This window comes from Pediococcus pentosaceus, from assembly GCF_001437285.1.
GTDB classification, from domain to species: domain Bacteria; phylum Bacillota; class Bacilli; order Lactobacillales; family Lactobacillaceae; genus Pediococcus; species Pediococcus pentosaceus.
Window position 1 is genome coordinate 1 of sequence record NZ_JQBF01000005.1, and the last position, 17,428, is coordinate 17,428.

Annotated in this window: 11 protein-coding genes; 1 reads left to right on the forward strand and 10 read right to left on the reverse strand. The window is 36.9% G+C overall.

Translation table 11 applies throughout. The features are described 5' to 3' along the window. Positions 1–157: 157 nt before the first annotated feature. The 3 genes from pyk to dnaE form a co-directional block, all read right to left on the reverse strand. Complete coding sequence (pyk, locus tag IV86_RS06165) at positions 158–1,921, reverse strand: pyruvate kinase (RefSeq protein WP_002833398.1); 1,764 nt, start codon at positions 1,919–1,921, stop codon at positions 158–160. 72 nt (positions 1,922–1,993) lie between these two features. Continuing rightward, positions 1,994–2,962, reverse strand: coding sequence for a 6-phosphofructokinase (gene pfkA / locus IV86_RS06170; RefSeq protein WP_002833399.1), 969 nt, complete (start codon positions 2,960–2,962; stop codon positions 1,994–1,996). 122 nt (positions 2,963–3,084) lie between these two features. Then, positions 3,085–6,408, reverse strand: coding sequence for a DNA polymerase III subunit alpha (dnaE, locus tag IV86_RS06175; protein WP_002833400.1), 3,324 nt, complete (start codon positions 6,406–6,408; stop codon positions 3,085–3,087). A gap of 126 nt (positions 6,409–6,534) precedes the next feature. On the opposite strand from dnaE, the gene IV86_RS08615 reads away from it, so the two are divergent. After that, positions 6,535–6,708, forward strand: coding sequence for a YjzD family protein (locus tag IV86_RS08615; protein WP_002833401.1), 174 nt, complete (start codon positions 6,535–6,537; stop codon positions 6,706–6,708). A gap of 44 nt (positions 6,709–6,752) precedes the next feature. Here the strand turns inward: IV86_RS08615 and clpB are convergent, their stop codons facing one another. The 7 genes from clpB to glyQ form a co-directional block, all read right to left on the reverse strand. After that, positions 6,753–9,344 carry an ATP-dependent chaperone ClpB gene (gene clpB / locus IV86_RS06180; protein WP_002833402.1) on the reverse strand — a complete coding sequence of 864 codons (2,592 nt, stop codon included), beginning with the start codon at positions 9,342–9,344 and terminating at the stop codon, positions 6,753–6,755. A 19-nt stretch (positions 9,345–9,363) separates the two neighbouring features. Continuing rightward, on the reverse strand, positions 9,364–10,155 hold the full coding sequence (locus tag IV86_RS06185) for a Nif3-like dinuclear metal center hexameric protein (protein ID WP_002833403.1): 792 nt from the start codon (positions 10,153–10,155) through the stop codon (positions 9,364–9,366). Next, complete coding sequence (locus IV86_RS06190; RefSeq protein WP_002833404.1) at positions 10,145–10,843, reverse strand: tRNA (adenine(22)-N(1))-methyltransferase; 699 nt, start codon at positions 10,841–10,843, stop codon at positions 10,145–10,147. Before IV86_RS06190 ends, IV86_RS06185 begins: the two co-directional genes overlap by 11 nt. 95 nt (positions 10,844–10,938) lie before the next feature. Further along, on the reverse strand, positions 10,939–12,078 hold the full coding sequence (rpoD, locus tag IV86_RS06195; protein ID WP_002833405.1) for an RNA polymerase sigma factor RpoD: 1,140 nt from the start codon (positions 12,076–12,078) through the stop codon (positions 10,939–10,941). Positions 12,079–12,095: 17 nt separating this feature from the next. Next, a complete protein-coding gene (gene dnaG / locus IV86_RS06200; RefSeq protein ID WP_002833406.1) occupies positions 12,096–13,958 on the reverse strand; it encodes a DNA primase in 1,863 nt (620 codons plus the stop codon). A 247-nt stretch (positions 13,959–14,205) separates the two neighbouring features. Then, the gene (glyS, locus tag IV86_RS06205) at positions 14,206–16,278 is read right to left on the reverse strand and encodes a glycine--tRNA ligase subunit beta (protein ID WP_029258038.1); all 2,073 of its coding nucleotides are present in this window, start codon (positions 16,276–16,278) and stop codon (positions 14,206–14,208) included. Next, entirely contained in the window at positions 16,278–17,177 is a 900-nt protein-coding gene (gene glyQ, locus IV86_RS06210) for a glycine--tRNA ligase subunit alpha (protein WP_023440492.1), read from the reverse strand. The genes glyS and glyQ overlap by 1 nt, the downstream gene beginning before the upstream one ends. Positions 17,178–17,428: the final 251 nt, after the last annotated feature.

Here is a 17,428-nt window from a genome sequence, read left to right on the forward strand (position 1 = left end):
CTAAAAAGTCTAACTTTTTGGGGTCACTACAAAATTAGTAGTATCCCTTTTTTAGTTAAATCTAGAACCCTAACAGTCTAAATTCAACTTTCATTCTGCCAAACAAAAAACCCCAGAACATTATATGTTCTGGGGTTTAAAAATTTAAATTAAATTTTTATAGTGAGTTTGATGCACCATGGTAGATAATACCACGACGTGAGTCAACTGTAATCAATTCATCATCTGAAAGGATTGAAGTTGCGTTTTGTACACCAACAATAACAGGAATTCCCATTGAAATACCAACTACTGCAGCGTGTGATGTCAAACCACCATTTTCAACTACTAAAGCACTTGATTTTTCAATTGCTGGTAGATAGTCTTTGTCAGTTGTCTTTGTAACAAGTACTCCGCCTTCAACAGCTTTTTTGTTAGCTTCATCAGCTGATGTAGCAACAACTGCTTTACCAATAACTGTTTCATCACCAACACCTTGGCCAGAAGCAAGCTTTGAACCAATTAGTTGTAACTTCATGATGTTTGTTGTTCCACTTTCGCCAACTGGAACACCAGCAACAACAAGAATCAAGTCTCCTTCTTTAGCAAGACCAAGATCTACAGCTTTGTTAGCAGCTAGTTCAAACATTTCATCAGTTGTTGATGGACGGTCAGCGATGATTGGGTGTACACCCCAGTTAACCATCAAACCGCGACGAACACGTTCGTCGAATGTGATTGCAAGAATGTCAGCATCTGGACGATACTTAGAAATCATACGAGCTGTGTAACCTGATTGTGTTGCAGCAACGATAGTCTTAACACCAAGGTTCTTAGCAGCACGAGCAACAGCAGCACTAATTGTTTCTGTAACATCACTTTGATCAAATGTGTTGATTTGAAGATTTCCGTCTTCAGCCATAGCATTTTCAGCTTTTTCGTCAATCTTAGCCATTGTAGCAACAGCTTCAACAGGGTAGTCACCATTAGCACTTTCACCAGAAAGCATAGTAGCATCTGTACCATCCCAAACAGCATTAGCAACGTCAGAAGCTTCAGCACGTGTTGGACGTGGGTTTTCGATCATTGAGTCAAGCATTTGAGTTGCTGTGATAACAGGCAAACCAACTGCATTACACTTCTTGATCAATGTCTTTTGTACCAAAGGAACATTTTCAGCTGGAATTTCAACACCCATGTCACCACGAGCAATCATAATACCATCTGAAACTTTCAAGATTTCGTCTGTGTTGTCGATACCTTCTTGTGATTCGATCTTAGGGAAAATTTGAACATCTTCCATGTTCTTTTCTTCCAACAATTCACGAATTTCAAGAACGTCTTGTGGCTTACGTACGAAACTTGCAGCGATGAAGTTGATGTTCATTGATTCAAGACCAAAACGAATATCATCAGCATCTTTTTCAGTAATACCAGGTAAGTTAATTGAAACACCAGGAGCATTTGTACCCTTACGTGATCCAAGAACACCATTGTTAGTTGCATGAGCAACTAATTCGCGGTTTTCTTCATCTTTTTCGTCAATCTTAAAATCAAGAAGTCCATCATCAAAAAGAACGTGTCCACCAACATGAACGTCATCAAAAAGTCCATCATATGTAACAGCAATCTTTTCTTTTGTTGTTTCCAAAGTGTCATCCATTGAGATGCGAACCTTATCATTTGTGTGATATTCTTGGTTACCATCTTTTTGTGGAGTTGTACGGATTTCAGCACCCTTTGTATCAAGCAAAATACCTACTGACTTGCCAGTAATCTTTTCTGCTTCTTTAACCATGTTATAACGACCTAGATGTTCTTCATGGTCACCATGTGAAAAGTTAAAGCGGAATACATTAGCACCGGCTTCAATTAATTTAACAATTGTGTCAACAGAAGTACTTGCAGGACCAAGTGTTGAAACGATTTTGGTTTTCTTCATTACAGAATCTCTCCCTTGATTTTAAATTATAAAAGACTTCTTAAGTCATTTTATCCAAATATTAATAGAACTCTAGAATGATAAATCTTCACTTAATTGGTAAAGTGAATCATCTGCTTGATGTTTTGCATCAAACAAGTCAAGCATGTTATGAGCTTGAACCTTATTTTCTAAGATTCCAACTGCTAAACCACCCTTACCTTCAAGGAGTAGCTCAACAGCGTAAGCACCCATCTTACTTGCTAAAACGCGATCTTTAGCACTTGGAACACCACCACGTTGGACATGTCCAATTACAGTAGCACGTGCATCAAAATCGCCGTATTGCTTAAGCTGGTCAATGAATTCAGGAGCTGCATCTGAATTAGCATCACCTTCAGCGATGACAATAATTCCGTAGTCCTTACCGTTTGCACGGTTCTTTTTCAACTTGTTGGCAATTGCTTCAACGTCATAATCAAAACCAGGTGCGATAACCGCATCTGCTCCTGAAGCAACACCAGCCCAAAGAGCAATATCAGCAGCATTGCGGCCCATAACTTGGACAGCAAAGACCCGTTGATGACTCTTAGCAGTATCGCGAATTTTATCAATCGCGTCAACTGCAGTGTTTAACGCTGTATCAAAACCAATAGTGAAGTCAGTGAAAGGAATATCATTATCGATTGTTCCTGGAAGACCAATGGTGTTGTATCCATGTTCTGTCAAACGAAGAGCACCATGATATGAACCGTCTCCTCCGATAACAACCAATGCATCGATACCGAACTTCTTAAGTTGTTCAATACCTTTCAATTGGCTTTCTTCTTGTGCAAATTCAGGATAACGAGCTGAATAAAGCATCGTTCCACCTTGTGAAACCATATCGTCTAAATCTGCTGCCTTGAATTCGTGGATATCACCAGCAACTAGACCGGCAAACCCGTAGTTAATTCCGTAAGCTTCAAGACCAGAGCTTAGGGCCTTTCTTGCAACGGCGCGGATAGCCAAGTTCATCCCTGGAGCATCCCCACCACTTGTCATGATACCAATACGTTTCATCTTTTCACCTCAAACAGAAATATTGAGTTTTTTCAAAACTTCATTGTTGATTTTATCACTTTTGAAAACAGTTGTCTGTACCATTTTCTTAATTAATCGAATGTAAGTGCTTTATTCAAAATTTATTTTTTAATTAACGAAATATGTTGACTTCCTAGCAATTCTGCTAATTGCTCTTTTACTTCAGAACTGTCATTTAAATAAAATTTTTCAGACAACTCATTATGTTCATTAGTATCCTCATAAACTAAAATAACTGGAACTTTCCCATGATATTTTCTGAAAATATCAAATAGTTTGGTTTGGAATTCTGATGAATTATTTCGGCTAGGCACTTCTAATTTCCAAATTGCTGCTTGGACCTGTTTGTTTTGAGGGGCGGTAATTTCATTAACAATTAATTGTAAACCGTCGTTTCTTTTCTCAACCTTGCCTCGTAATTGTAGGACTCGTTTGTTTCTCAAAATTTTAGCATGCTGGTATATTCTTGGAAAGATAACTGCTTCGCTTTCTCCAGTAGGGTCCGTGATATTCGCAAAGGCCATTGACTCTCCTTTTTTAGTTCTGATCGTCCGAATACTTCTTATATATACAATCGTAGTCACTTGAGCTTCAACACTAAATTCATCGATTTTTTTAAACCCATTTTGTTCAATCAAGTTTGCATAGCGTTCAACTGGATGCGCAGAAATGTAAGTTCCTAATAATTCTTCTTCCCAATCCAGCTTTTCATCCAAATCCATATCTGGTCGATGTTTAATCGTAGGCATTAACTTTTCAAAAAGATCCACATTTTGCCCGCTAAAAGCAATACCTTTCAACAATTCAGGTAAAAAGTCACCTAATTCCGCTCGGTTATATCCAAAGGAATCTAGAGTTCCCGAAAAGATTAGTTTTTCAATAATCTCTTCTGTAATACCCTTATCCCGCATTCGACGTAAAAGACTGTCAACTGATTTAAATTCTCCATTACTTTGACGTTCTTCAATCAAATTACGGATGAAATCTCGCCTTAATCCTTTAATGGATAGAAAACCCATGATAATTTGTTGTTGATAAAATGCATATTGTAGTTGGCTCAAATTAATATCCGGTGCTTTAACTTTAATCCCTAAACGATTCAATTCTTGAATGTATTCTTTAGTTTTAGCCTCACCACCAATAACTGAATTAAGCAAGGCTGTATAAAAAGGACCTGGAAAGTACGTTTTTAAATAAGCCAGCTGAAAAGCTAGCTTGCTATAAGCTACGGCATGTGACTTATTAAAACCATAATTAGCAAAATTTTCGATATAACTATAAACTTGTTGGGCTAACTTGGCGTTATATCCCTTTTGCAATGCTCCATCAATAAAATTCGTCCGCATTTGTTCAATTACATCATGTTTTTTCTTACTCATCGCTCTCCGCAACAAATCGGCCTGTCCCAAACTCAGGCCCCCCATTGCTGAAGCAACTTCCATAACCTGTTCTTGGTACACTAAGATACCGAAAGTTTCACCTAAGATTTCCGATAAAACGTCATTAGGAAAAGAATAGTGTTCGCGATGTTCTTTTCGTTTTACAAATCGATCAATATTTTCCATTGGTCCTGGACGATAAAGCGCATTTACCGCAACTACTAAACCAAATTGATTAGGTTTCACTTTTCTCAATACATTCCGAATACCAGCCGATTCAAATTGAAAAATGCCACTGGTATCGCCTCGTTGGAAAAGTTCTAAAGTCTTTGTATCATTTAAATTAATGTTCTCGATGTCAAAATCGGGTTTAAGTTGATGGACTTGATCTAAAATATTAGCCATTAATGACAAATTTCTTAAACCTAAAAAGTCCATTTTTAACAACCCTACCCGCTCAACATAATTCTTGGAATACTGACTCATCAGCATTCCTTCATTTCCATCCTGAACAGGAGTGGTTTCGGTTAAATTATTTTCACTTAAAACAATTCCCGCTGCATGCGTAGAGTAATGACGTGGCAATCCTTCTAAGCGCCGCGCCGTTTCAAACATAAATCGATTTTTTTCGGAAGTTCTTATAAACTCTTGTAACTTACTTGAATTTTCTAAAGCACGCTCCAATGTGATATTTAGTTCACTAGGAATTAACGCGCTTATTTGATTAATTTTATTCGGCATTTCCCCAAAAACACGGGCAACATCGCGAATGGCTTGCTTAGCTGCTAAAGTACCAAATGTGATAATTTGCCCCACATGTTGATGTCCATATTTATCATGGACATATTTGAGCATCAATTCTCTTTTATCATCTGGAATATCTAAATCGATATCTGGCATTTGGGCACGTTCTGGATTTAAGAAGCGTTCAAATAGCAGTCCATATTCAATTGGATCCACACTAGTAATCCTGAGTAAATAAGCTACTAACGAGCCTGCAGCTGAACCACGTCCCGGTCCAGTCAAGATGTGATTTTGATGAGCAAATTGGACCACATCGTGAACAATTAAGAAGTAGTCCGCAAAACCCATGGATTCAATGACATTAAGCTCTCGATCCAATCTTTGCTGATATTGCAAATTTTGAGCATTTTTACTTTTTTCTAACTGTTGAAAGCATAATTCCTTTAAATATTGAATAGCCGATTGATTAGCTGGCGTGGGAAATTTTGGTAATTTGGGCTGGACAAACGGAATTTTTAGCTCGATTTGGCTAGTTAGCGTATCTAGTTGGTCTAATAAACCACTCAATCCGGCATCCCGATACTCTTTTTCAAATACATCTCGCGGTTTTAACCAATTATTCCCTTGGTCTTTTGCTAGGATTTCAGGATGCTTGATAACTTCCCCCGAAGCAATATCCTTCAAAACTTGAGTTGCAAAATGGTCTTCACTATTTAAATATTCCACGCTCGGTAAGGGTAAACAACCAAGACTGTGTTTTTCGGCAATTTGCATCAAGGTTTGACGCATAATATTAGTTTGCTTTAAATTAATTCCTAGATAAAGATCTTTATCACCAACAACTTGACGATAATTTTCTAAAAGCTCGGTTGCATCACCGGATAGCCCTCGCTCCAACAATTCAATCATTTCTGATCTTTGTGCTGGAACAATCATGATTAAATCATCTAGCAAATCTTTAATATCATCAAAAGCAAATTTTGGTGTACTACTCGTCATCTTGGCCGAACTAATCTGCATTAAATTACGGTAACCTTTAACACTCTTAGCTATTAAAACTAGCGCAAATTGATTGTCAATTCCCGTCGTGCTATCTAACCAAAGCGTTAAACCCACGATGGGCTTTAAATTGTTTTTAATACAAGCTTGATAAAATTCAACTGTTCCATACATTGTATTATGATCGGTGAGGGTCATCGCTTGATATCCACGATTTTTCGCCGTAGCAATTAAGTCATCAATTTTAATCGGGCTAGATAACAAACTGTAAGAACTTAATACTTGCAGTGGCACGAAAGCCATTCTTATCCCCTCCTGTTTTTTATAATTATACTAAATAAATTCCCCTTCTCCAAAAATATAGAGTTTAATTTATTTCCCCACGTAATTGTGCTAAAATTACTGTTGTTCAGAAAGGGGCCAAACGAAATGAAACAAATCGTAGTTATTTTTTGGGCATTTATCTTTGGTGAAGTTATTGGCTATATCGGAGGACAACTTGATGCCCTTCCATATACACCATTAGAAATTGGTATTGTGGCAGCTGTAGTAGCTCTTATTACTTCTAACATGATCCCACTAATTTCAAAACCTAAAAAATAAGGATGCAAGTCTTTGGTATTTTTACCAAAGATAGCATCCTTTTTTTATTTATTCTGGAAAACCAGTTGATCATTCAAAACGTCGATATTAACTGTTGAATTAGGACGAACACGCCCACTAATAATTTCTTTTGCCAAAGGAGTTTCAACATTTTTAGTAATGTAGCGGCGCAATGGTCGAGCCCCAAACGCTGGATCATATGCCTGTTCAACAATATAATCTTGTGCATCATCCGAAATGCTTAAACTTATTTCTTGATCGCTTAAACGTATAGATAAATTATGAATTAATTTAATCACAATTTGGCGTACATCTTGTTTACTTAATGGAGTAAACATAATGATATCATCAATCCGATTCAAAAATTCTGGTCTAAAGTATCCATGCAAAACATCTTGAACTTGGTCACGGATGTTGTCATCAATTTTATTTTCTGATTGATTCTTCAATAGCAAATCTGAACCTAAGTTAGAAGTCATAATTAAAATTGTATTTCTAAAGTTAACCGTACGCCCTTGCCCATCTGTTAAACGACCGTCATCTAGAACTTGTAAAAGAATATTGAACACTTCTGGATGTGCTTTTTCAATTTCATCAAATAGAACAATGGAATATGGGTTTCGCCGGACCGCTTCGGTTAATTGGCCTCCCTCTTCGTAACCAATATATCCTGGAGCAGCTCCAACCAAACGGGAAACCGATTCTTTTTCCATATATTCAGACATATCGATTCGGACCATATTATCTTCCGAATCAAATAACGCTTCTGCTAAAGCTTTAGACAATTCTGTCTTACCAACCCCTGTCGGACCAAGGAAGAGAAATGAACCAATCGGACGATTAGGATCCTGGAGTCCCGCACGGGAACGTAAAACCGCATCTGAAACGGATTGAACGGCTTCATCTTGACCAATTACTCGATTGTGTAATTTATCAGCTAAATGTAGCAGTTTTTCTCGTTCACCTTCCACCAACCGTGCAACTGGAATGCCTGTCATTTGACTAATAGTTTGGGCAATTTCTTTATCTGTAACGGATTCTTCTACCAACCAATCCCCATGATCACTTTCGGATTGATTTTCTAATTGTTCCAATTCTTTTTCCAAAGCTGGAATGGTTCCATGTTGTAAAATAGCCGCTTGATCGAGATCATAAGAACTTTCAGCTTCTTGTAAGTCATGCTTGGCCTTATCTAATTCATTCTTCTTATCACTGATCTTTTTAATTTCTTCTTTTTGGGCTGACCAACGTGATTCCAGCTTAACTTTTTCTTCTTTGGTTTCAGATAATTCTTTCTGTAAGTCCTTTAAACGTTTAACTGACTCTGCATCACTTTCATTTTTAAGTGCTCGTTCTTCAACTTGCAAACGCATCAACTGTCGTTTGACCTGATCGAGTTCAGTAGGATTGGAATTCATTTCCACTTTAATTTTTGCAGATGCTTCATCGATTAAATCAATCGCCTTATCTGGTAAATAACGATCCGTAATATAACGACTAGAAAGTTTAGCGGCTGCCACAAGAGCATTATCATGGATACGAACGCCATGATGAATTTCAAAGCGTTCCTTTAAACCTCTTAAAATACTGATAGTATCCTCAATGCTAGGCTCCTTAACCAGCACCCGTTGGAAACGGCGCTCAAGTGCCTTGTCTTTTTCAATGTTTTCGCGGTATTCATCTAATGTTGTTGCACCAATCAAATGGAGTTCACCACGAGCTAGCATAGGTTTCAAAAGATTTCCAGCATCCATACTACCTTCAGTCTTACCCGCTCCTACAATCGTGTGAATTTCATCAATGAATAAGATAATTTGACCATCTGACTTTGATACTTCCTTCAAAACTGCTTTAAGTCGTTCTTCAAAGTCGCCTCGATATTTAGCCCCAGCAATTAATGAACCCATATCTAGAGAAACAATGGTTTTATCAACTAAATTGCTAGGAACATCACCTTTAGCAATTCTTTGCGCTAGACCTTCTACAATGGCTGTTTTTCCTACACCAGGTTCACCAATTAGTACTGGATTATTTTTTGTTTTTCGCGATAAAATTCGAATAACTTCTAAAATTTCTTCATCACGTCCAATAACTGGATCTGGGTTTTCACTGTGGGCCCTTTTAACTAAATCTGTCCCATATTTTTCTAGCGCTTTATATCCACTTTCTTGTTCCTTTGATGTCACTCTTTCACCCCCACGAAATTCATCTACTTTGGCTAAAACCTGTTTTTGAGTTAGACCTTGTTGATTCAGGAATTTTTTAAACTGATTCTGATCTAAATTAAATAAAGCAATTAAAATAGTATCAATTGCAACATACTCATCCTGTAATTTTTTACGCTGTTGTTCTGCTTGAACTAATAATTGATTTAGTTCTGCTGAAATCGATTGACCGTAACTAACCTGGCTACCACTAACCACGCTAATTTGTTCAAGTTCTTGGTCTAACTCGGTTTGGACAAGGTTGTTATCAATCTTTAAGTCTGTTAATAGTGTCCCGACCAGTTGGTCTGGTTGTGTTAAAAATTTAAATAATTCTGGCACACCAATTTCTTGATGTTGACGATTTACAGCAATCTGCTGTGCTTCGCTAATTGCTTCTTGAAGTGCCGTAGTCATTTTCTCTGGATTCATTTAAATCGCCTCCCAATTTTTAGATAAATTGATAAGGATTGGTATTAACCGTCGATTCTATAATTTCAACTTCCCAATCATTATTAGCCTTCCATTCGTTGAATAAGGAAGCTAATTTAGGAATACATATTTTTTCAACGTTATGTCCTACATCGACTACATTAATACCATCTGCTAACATATCATGTCCTGTATGATAATAAACATCACCGGTTACAAACACATCTGCTCCCGCCTTGAGCATTTCAGGATAAAATTTACCACCATCACCACCTATAACTGCAACGTTTTTTACCATAGCTTTATTGTCATTTGCTACCAAGCGTAACCCCTCTAAGTTAAAAATTTTTTTCAAGGTTTTGGCAAATTCTTCAACAGTTACAGGAGTTGGTAATACTCCAATGCGACCAATATTGGTATCGTAATGGTTAGAATACACCATTTGGACATGATTTAACCCCATTGCTTCCGTCAACCAATCGTTCATGCCACCTTTAGCGACGTCCAAATTTGTGTGAGCTGAATAAACCAAAATCGAATTTTGGATTAGTTTAGCATACATTTGATTTTGCGGGTTGCTTAAATCTAAATTTTTAATAGGTCGAAAAATCAAGGGGTGGTGCGAAAAAATCATATCACAATTTTGTTTAATTGCTTCGTCAACCACTTCAGGTCGAACATCTAAAGTCACCATTACTCGTTTAATATCGTTATTAACATTTCCGATTTGTAAACCCACAGGATCATTAGTAAAAGCAATGGTTTTAGGCGCGAAGCTTTCAAAACGGTCAATTAATTTTTTAGCTAACATGTGAAAACATCTCCTCAATATCGCTAATTTGCTTAGTAACTTGGTCTAGTTTAGCTTGTCCATGGCTAGGATGAGCATTTAGATTTGCTTCAATTTTTCTCAACCGGTTTAATTCGCGCTGCCACTTACGTGTATATACCTCATTATGACTTTTCATTAAAATTGGTCCAAACATTTGCTCTTTCTCGGATAAAGTCATCTGTCCAGGTTCCGCCATGATAATTTCGTACAAGTGATGGTCCTCCGCCACGATATCTTCATGGGTAATTTTGAAATTATTACTAATTAACCATTCTCTTAATTCCAACTCTCCGACATTGGGTTGAAGAATTAATTTCTTAACCCCATTTAATTTTGTTTTTCCGTCATTTAAAATTTTTCGAATTAATTGGCCACCCATTCCAGCAATACAAATCACATCGACGGTGTCGGTATCTTGAATAACAGCTAATCCATCACCTAAACGTGCTTCAATTTGATCAACTACTCCATTCTTTTCGATTTCTTCTTTCGAATTAGAGAGCGGTCCAGGAGCGACTTCTCCGGCTATTGCATGGTTAGCAATCTTATTTTTAATTAAATTAATCGCTAGATACGCATGATCCGATCCAATATCCGCAATTCTTGAACCTTGTGGTACTAAACTAGCAACTATTTTTAGTCTTGGTGACAAATTATTCGAATTCATAAAATAAACCCCTACTATCTTTCGTAATTATAGTTATATCTTTCAAAAAAAGGTCCTGCACAAATCTACGACCTGCACGGAACCTCTTGGGTTAACTAATCTAGAAAATCTTTTAGTTGTTTTGATCTTGATGGATGGCGGAGTTTACGTAAAGCTTTGGCTTCAATTTGACGAATACGTTCTCTTGTAACTCCAAATACTTTACCAACTTCTTCAAGAGTTCTAGTACGTCCATCATCTAATCCAAAGCGCAAACGTAGTACGTTTTCTTCACGATCAGTTAGCGTATCGAGAACACCTTCAAGTTGTTCCTTTAGCAATTCGTATGCAGCATGGTCAGCAGGACTAGTTGCTTCTTGATCTTCAATGAAATCACCAAGATGTGAGTCATCTTCTTCACCAATTGGTGTTTCTAATGAAACTGGTTCTTGAGCAATTTTTAGAATTTCACGAACTTTATCAGATGGCATATCCATTTCAGCACCAATTTCTTCAGGCATTGGTTCACGACCTAAATCTTGGAGCAATTGACGTTGAATTCGAATCAATTTATTGATGGTTTCCACCATGTGAACAGGAATTCGAATTGTACGCGCTTGATCGGCAATCGCACGTGTAATGGCTTGTCGAATCCACCATGTAGCATACGTAGAAAATTTAAATCCTTTTTGATAGTCAAATTTTTCAACAGCTTTCATCAAGCCCATGTTACCTTCTTGAATTAAATCAAGGAATTGCATTCCACGACCCACATAACGTTTAGCAATTGATACTACCAAACGAAGGTTAGCTTCTGCTAATTCTTGACGGGCACGGGGATCACCCTTTTCAATTCTTAAAGCTAATTCGACTTCTTGATCAGCAGTAAGAAGTGATACACGACCAATTTCCTTAAGGTACATACGAACTGGGTCATTAATTTTTACTCCAGCAGGAGCCTTTGTATCATCTAATTCTTCCTTAGAAATTTCTTGAGCTTTCAAAGCTTTTTCACTTGGATCACCATTTTCATCGACAACACTAATTCCAGCATCTTCAATGCGTTGAATAAGATCATCAACATCTTCGTCAGTTAATTTAAACTTAGTAATCAAATCTTTAGTTAATTGTGTATATTTAACTTTCTTTTCACTCTTACGAGCTTTAATGATTTGATTGACAGCTTTTTTAAACTCAGGTGAAGAAATGATACTTTCACTCTTTTTCTTTTTTGTTTCAGTTTTTTTGTTTGCCATTTATGCTGATCCCCCTATTATTTTTGAAGCTGTTGTTGTTTTTGATATAGCGCGATAAGTTTTAAAGTTAGTTGTTGTTGTAATTCTTTGTTACCTAATCTAGTAGCTTCATCTAAATCCGATTTAACATTTGAAATTTGTTCACTTAAAGGAGCAAAATTTTCAATCACGCTAAGATAATCTTGAATTTCTTCTTCAGTAAATTCAGGGCTTAGGTTAATTGATTCAATATCAGCAACGACTGCTTGTAGCTCATCTTCTTTAAGATAATCCATAAAATCTGCAACATTATATTCATGATTTTTTTCTAAATATCCACTAGCCAAGACATAAATTGTTTCAAGCTTTTCATTTGGAAAATAAAAATTGGGTAGGCTCTGTAATTTTAGCCAAACATCATGATTATTTAATGCACGAGCTAGCAAACGATATTCCGAAATATCTATCTTAGATAACTTTTTTTGAATATTTTGATTGAATACGGGTTGATCTCCCATTTCCTCCGGTGGAGGTGGAGGCGTCGACGCTTCCAATTCAAACTGTTTGGGTGCATGCGCGATTCGATCTGCTACACTTTCTCTTAACTGGTCTTTTAAATCACGCTTATCAATCTTAAATTCATCTGATAATTGATTTAAATACAAATCTTGTTCTAGGGCATCTTTCAGACTACTAATTCGTTTTAAAGCTCGTTTTAAGTATTCTAATTGATCATTTTCATTAGCTAGATTTAGACCGGTTCGATCATATTTCAAAAGAAATGAAGTACTTGATTCTCCAGTCTGCTGCATCAAATTTTGAAATGCAGCTGTCCCTCTTTGATTCACATACTCATCCGGATCTAAATTATCAGGAATAAAAACCACACTAATTTGTAAATCACTAGATTGCCTCAATAACTCAATTGCTCTAGCAATTGCCTTTTGTCCAGGCGCATCCCCATCAAAACAGATTATTACGCGATCAGCCACCCGCTTGATAGCATTAATATGATCCTCAGTCAAACTGGTTCCCATCGTCGCAATTCCATTCTTTACAGCCGCTCGATGAGCAGCAATGACATCCATAAAACCTTCATATAATATGACTGTTTTCTGTTGGATAATTTCTGAACGAGCTTGAGAAAAATTGTAAAGCACCTTTCCTTTATTAAAAATGCTTGTTTCAGGGCTATTTAAATATTTAGGATGGTTCTTATCCTTAACCAAACTACGGCCCGAAAATGCAACGATTTTTCCATTTGTATCTTTAATCGGAAAAATAATACGGTTAAAAAATCGATCTCTTAATGTTTGATTTTCGGATTCAATAAACAATCCTGATTCAGCCATTAAATGTTGGTCAATCTTATGTTCTTTAAAAAAACTTAGCAGGAGATTGTCTTCCGGGGCGGCAAATCCAATATCAAAATTCTTGATATCATCCTCGGTCATTCCTCGTTTTTTCAAATACTGTAATGCATCTTCACCTAATTTGGTGTTCAATAGAATATGACTAAATAGCTCAGAAGCTTTCTCATATAAATCAATCAATGCACTTTGTTCAGACGTATACGACGACTTTTTAGTTGACTTGAAATAACTCTGATCTAACGGAATATTGCCAAATTCCGCTACTCTACGAACTGACTCAGGGAAACTAAGATTCTCTAAATCCATCAAAAATTTAAAAACATTTCCACCGCGTCCGCAACTAAAACAATGAAAAATTTGTTTACTCTCCGAAACCGAAAAAGACGGTGTCTTCTCATCATGAAATGGACAAACACCAAATAGGTTTTTACCCGCCTTTCTTAACTGGACATATCTACCAACAACATCAGCGATGTCAACAGATGTTCTAACATCATCAATTACATCTTCTGGAATCATTCCAGCCATACTCTCACCAGCTTTCGTAAGATAAACTCATACGTTAGTATGATACAGCAGTCAAGCAATAGAATCAATTAAAACGCCCTTGTTTTTAACACTTTTGTCAAGTCTGTACATTTTAATTTGCTGCTGTATCATTTTTATTACTTAATTTAGATATAGGAAGAAACAAGCCATTTAATCTCGTTAGACTAAATGGCTTGTTTTATTTATTAACTTTAAGCAGATCCAAATCATCCTTATAAAAACATTTTTATTTTACAAGTACGTTAGTTAGGTCCCCAATTTTTAGAATTAAATTAGCTAACCGACTCATCATATTCAAACGATTACGCTTAATATTTTCGTCTTTGTCCATGACCATCGTTGCGTCAAAGTACTTACTAATCGCAGGAGTTAACTCGCATAATCTAGCAAATAGTTGGCTCATTGTCAAATTATTTGCAGCTTCAATTTTAATAATTTGATCAAAAAGTTCGCCTTCAGAAGCATTATTAAATAATTGTGGATCTACATTAAGTTCTCCACTTTCTTCATTCTTTGTAGCAATTCTTTGAACTCGTGTTAAAGCTTCAATATCATCTTTAAATGTAGAGCTCGCTTTAGCATCTGCTAGTACTTGGGCAGCTTCGATAATTTCCGTAACATCATGATTATTACCTGTAAGCACCGTTTCAACGATATCATGACTAATCTTTTGATGATCAAGCAATTGTTTAATACGGTCATTAAAGAAGTTAAGTACTTGGTCAAAGTTTTGATCGACATCCACACCAAACGCTGTGCCATTCTCCGCTAATTCAGTCTTAACTTGTGATTTGAATTGATTTAAATCTAATTGCCAATCACGGCTATTTAAGATTCTAACAATTCCATATGCATGTCGGCGTAATGCATATGGATCGTTTGAACCACTTGGAATCATACCAGCTGAGAAAAAACTAAAGATGTTATCAAACTTATCAGCTAATGCGACTACCGCGCCCGTTACACTTTCAGGCAAATCACCTTCTGCGCTATTTGGCATGTAATGTTCGCGAATGGCTTGGGCTACTGCTTGGTTTTCACCATTAAGTTGAGCATATTTTTCACCCATCACCCCTTGTAATTCTGAGAATTCACCAACCATACCAGTTACCAAATCAAATTTATAAATCATTGTAGCGCGATCGATATCATCAAGTTCCGTTTGATTAAGATTTAAGGTGTTTCCAATAACTTTAGCAATAGAATTAACTCGTTGCATTTTTTCGTACATTGAACCAATCTTATCATGGAAACTAACCTTTTTAAGTCGGTCAACATAATAATTAATATCATGTTTTTGATCTTCTTCGTAGAAGAAAGCAGCGTCTTCTAAACGCGCAGTTAAAACTTTTTCATTTCCACGAACAACATTTTCAATAAATTCTTCATTCCCATTTCGTACGGAAATGAAGTTTGGCAATAGCTTTCCAGCTTGGTCGCGGACAAAGAAGAAGCGTTGGTGGTCACGCATTGATGTTATCAATACCTCTTCTGGAATAGCTAAATACTTTTCATCAAATCCCCCATTAAAAGCGGTTGGCCACTCAACCAAATTGTTAACCTCTTCTAAAAGACCTGGATTAGGGGTAACGTTCCAACGATTGCTTTCAGCAATTGCTTTAATTTGGTTTGAAATTAATTGTTTACGCTCGTCGGCATCAACAATCACAAATTGATCGTGTAATTTTGCTTCATATTCTTCAGCATTAGCCAGTTCGACAGCTTCACCTAAGAAACGATGTCCTTCTGTTCGGCGTCCCGCAGTTACGTCTAAGATACTAAAAGGAAGGACTTCTTCATCTAGAATAGAAACCAGCCAACGAATTGGGCGTACATATTTAAAATCAAAGTTAGCCCACTTCATCATTGTTGGGAAATTAATTGATTCAACAACTTCTTTTATCCCCGTAAGGATTTCCTTAGTCATCTTTCCTTTGATTAACTTATGGACGTATACATAGTCCGTACCTTTGATTGTTTTAAAAGTAATATCTTCAACCGTAAGACCTTGTCCACGTGTAAAGCCAATTGCAGCCTTAGTCCAGTTTCCATCAGCATCTTGAGCAATTTTACGAGCAGGGCCTTTAGCATCTTCTTCAATATCAGGTTGTTGGTCGCCTAACCCATTGATTCGAATTGCCAAACGACGAGGAGTTGAAAAATGATCAATTGAGTCGTATGTTAAGCGATTTTCTTTTAAGAAGGCTGTTACTTTTTGTACTAACTGTTTGATACTTGGAGTTACAACATGGGCCGGAATTTCTTCCAATCCAATTTCTAGTAAATAATTATGTGCCATTATTTTGCCTCCTCTTCGTTATTTTTTAATAATGGGAATCCTAATTTTTCACGTTCTTCCACAAATGCCCGTGCTACCTTCCGAGCCATATTACGAATACGGGATAAGAAACCAGCACGTTCTGTAACTGAAACTGTTCCTCGAGCATCTAATAAATTGAAGGTATGGCTACATTTTAGAATGTAATCATAGGCTGGATGTACTAGACCTTCTTCAATTAAACGATTAGCTTCAGCTTCAAAATCGTTAAACATTTTTTCCAGCATTGCTTGGTTAGATTCTTCAAATGAATATTTTGAATGTTCAAATTCAGGTTCTCTGAAAATATCACCATATGAAACTCCGTTACCCCATTCTAGATCGAAAACCGATTCCACGTCTTGAATGTATGATGACAAACGTTCCAATCCATAGGTAACTTCACTAGTTACAGGATTTACTTCTAAACCACCAACTTGTTGGAAATATGTAAATTGAGTAACTTCCATTCCGTCAAGCCAAACTTCCCAACCAACACCGGCACAACCCATTGAGGGATTTTCCCAGTTATCTTCAACGAAGCGGATATCATGTTCCAATGGATCAATTCCAAGGGCTTTTAAGCTACCTAAATAAAGCTCTTGGATGTTTTCAGGAGAAGGTTTCATTACTACTTGGAACTGGTGATGTTGGTATAAACGGTTAGGGTTTTCTCCATAACGTCCGTCCGCTGGACGACGTGATGGTTCAACATAAGCAGCATTCCAAGGTTCTGGACCAATTGCTCGTAAAAATGTGTATGGGCTCATTGTCCCGGCACCCTTTTCTGTATCATATGCTTCCATGAGCATACATCCTTGGTCTGCCCAATATTTTTGTAATGTTAAAATAATTTCTTGGACTGAAAGTTTCTTATTCATAAGTTCCTCCTTTTAATTTAGCGGACAAAAAAATCCCTACGCAGTGTACTAAAAATACACTACGTAGGGACGACAAGAGTCGCGGTTCCACCCTACTTCCAGCAATCGCTGGCAACTTAGTTTTACACGGACTCCAAATGCCCTGTAGACTTGTTTTAATCAGCTCCCACCATTCTGATCTCGCTTTGAAAACTTATAAGGCCTACTTCGTTCTTCACTGTCCTCTATTAACTACAATGATGATAGAAGAA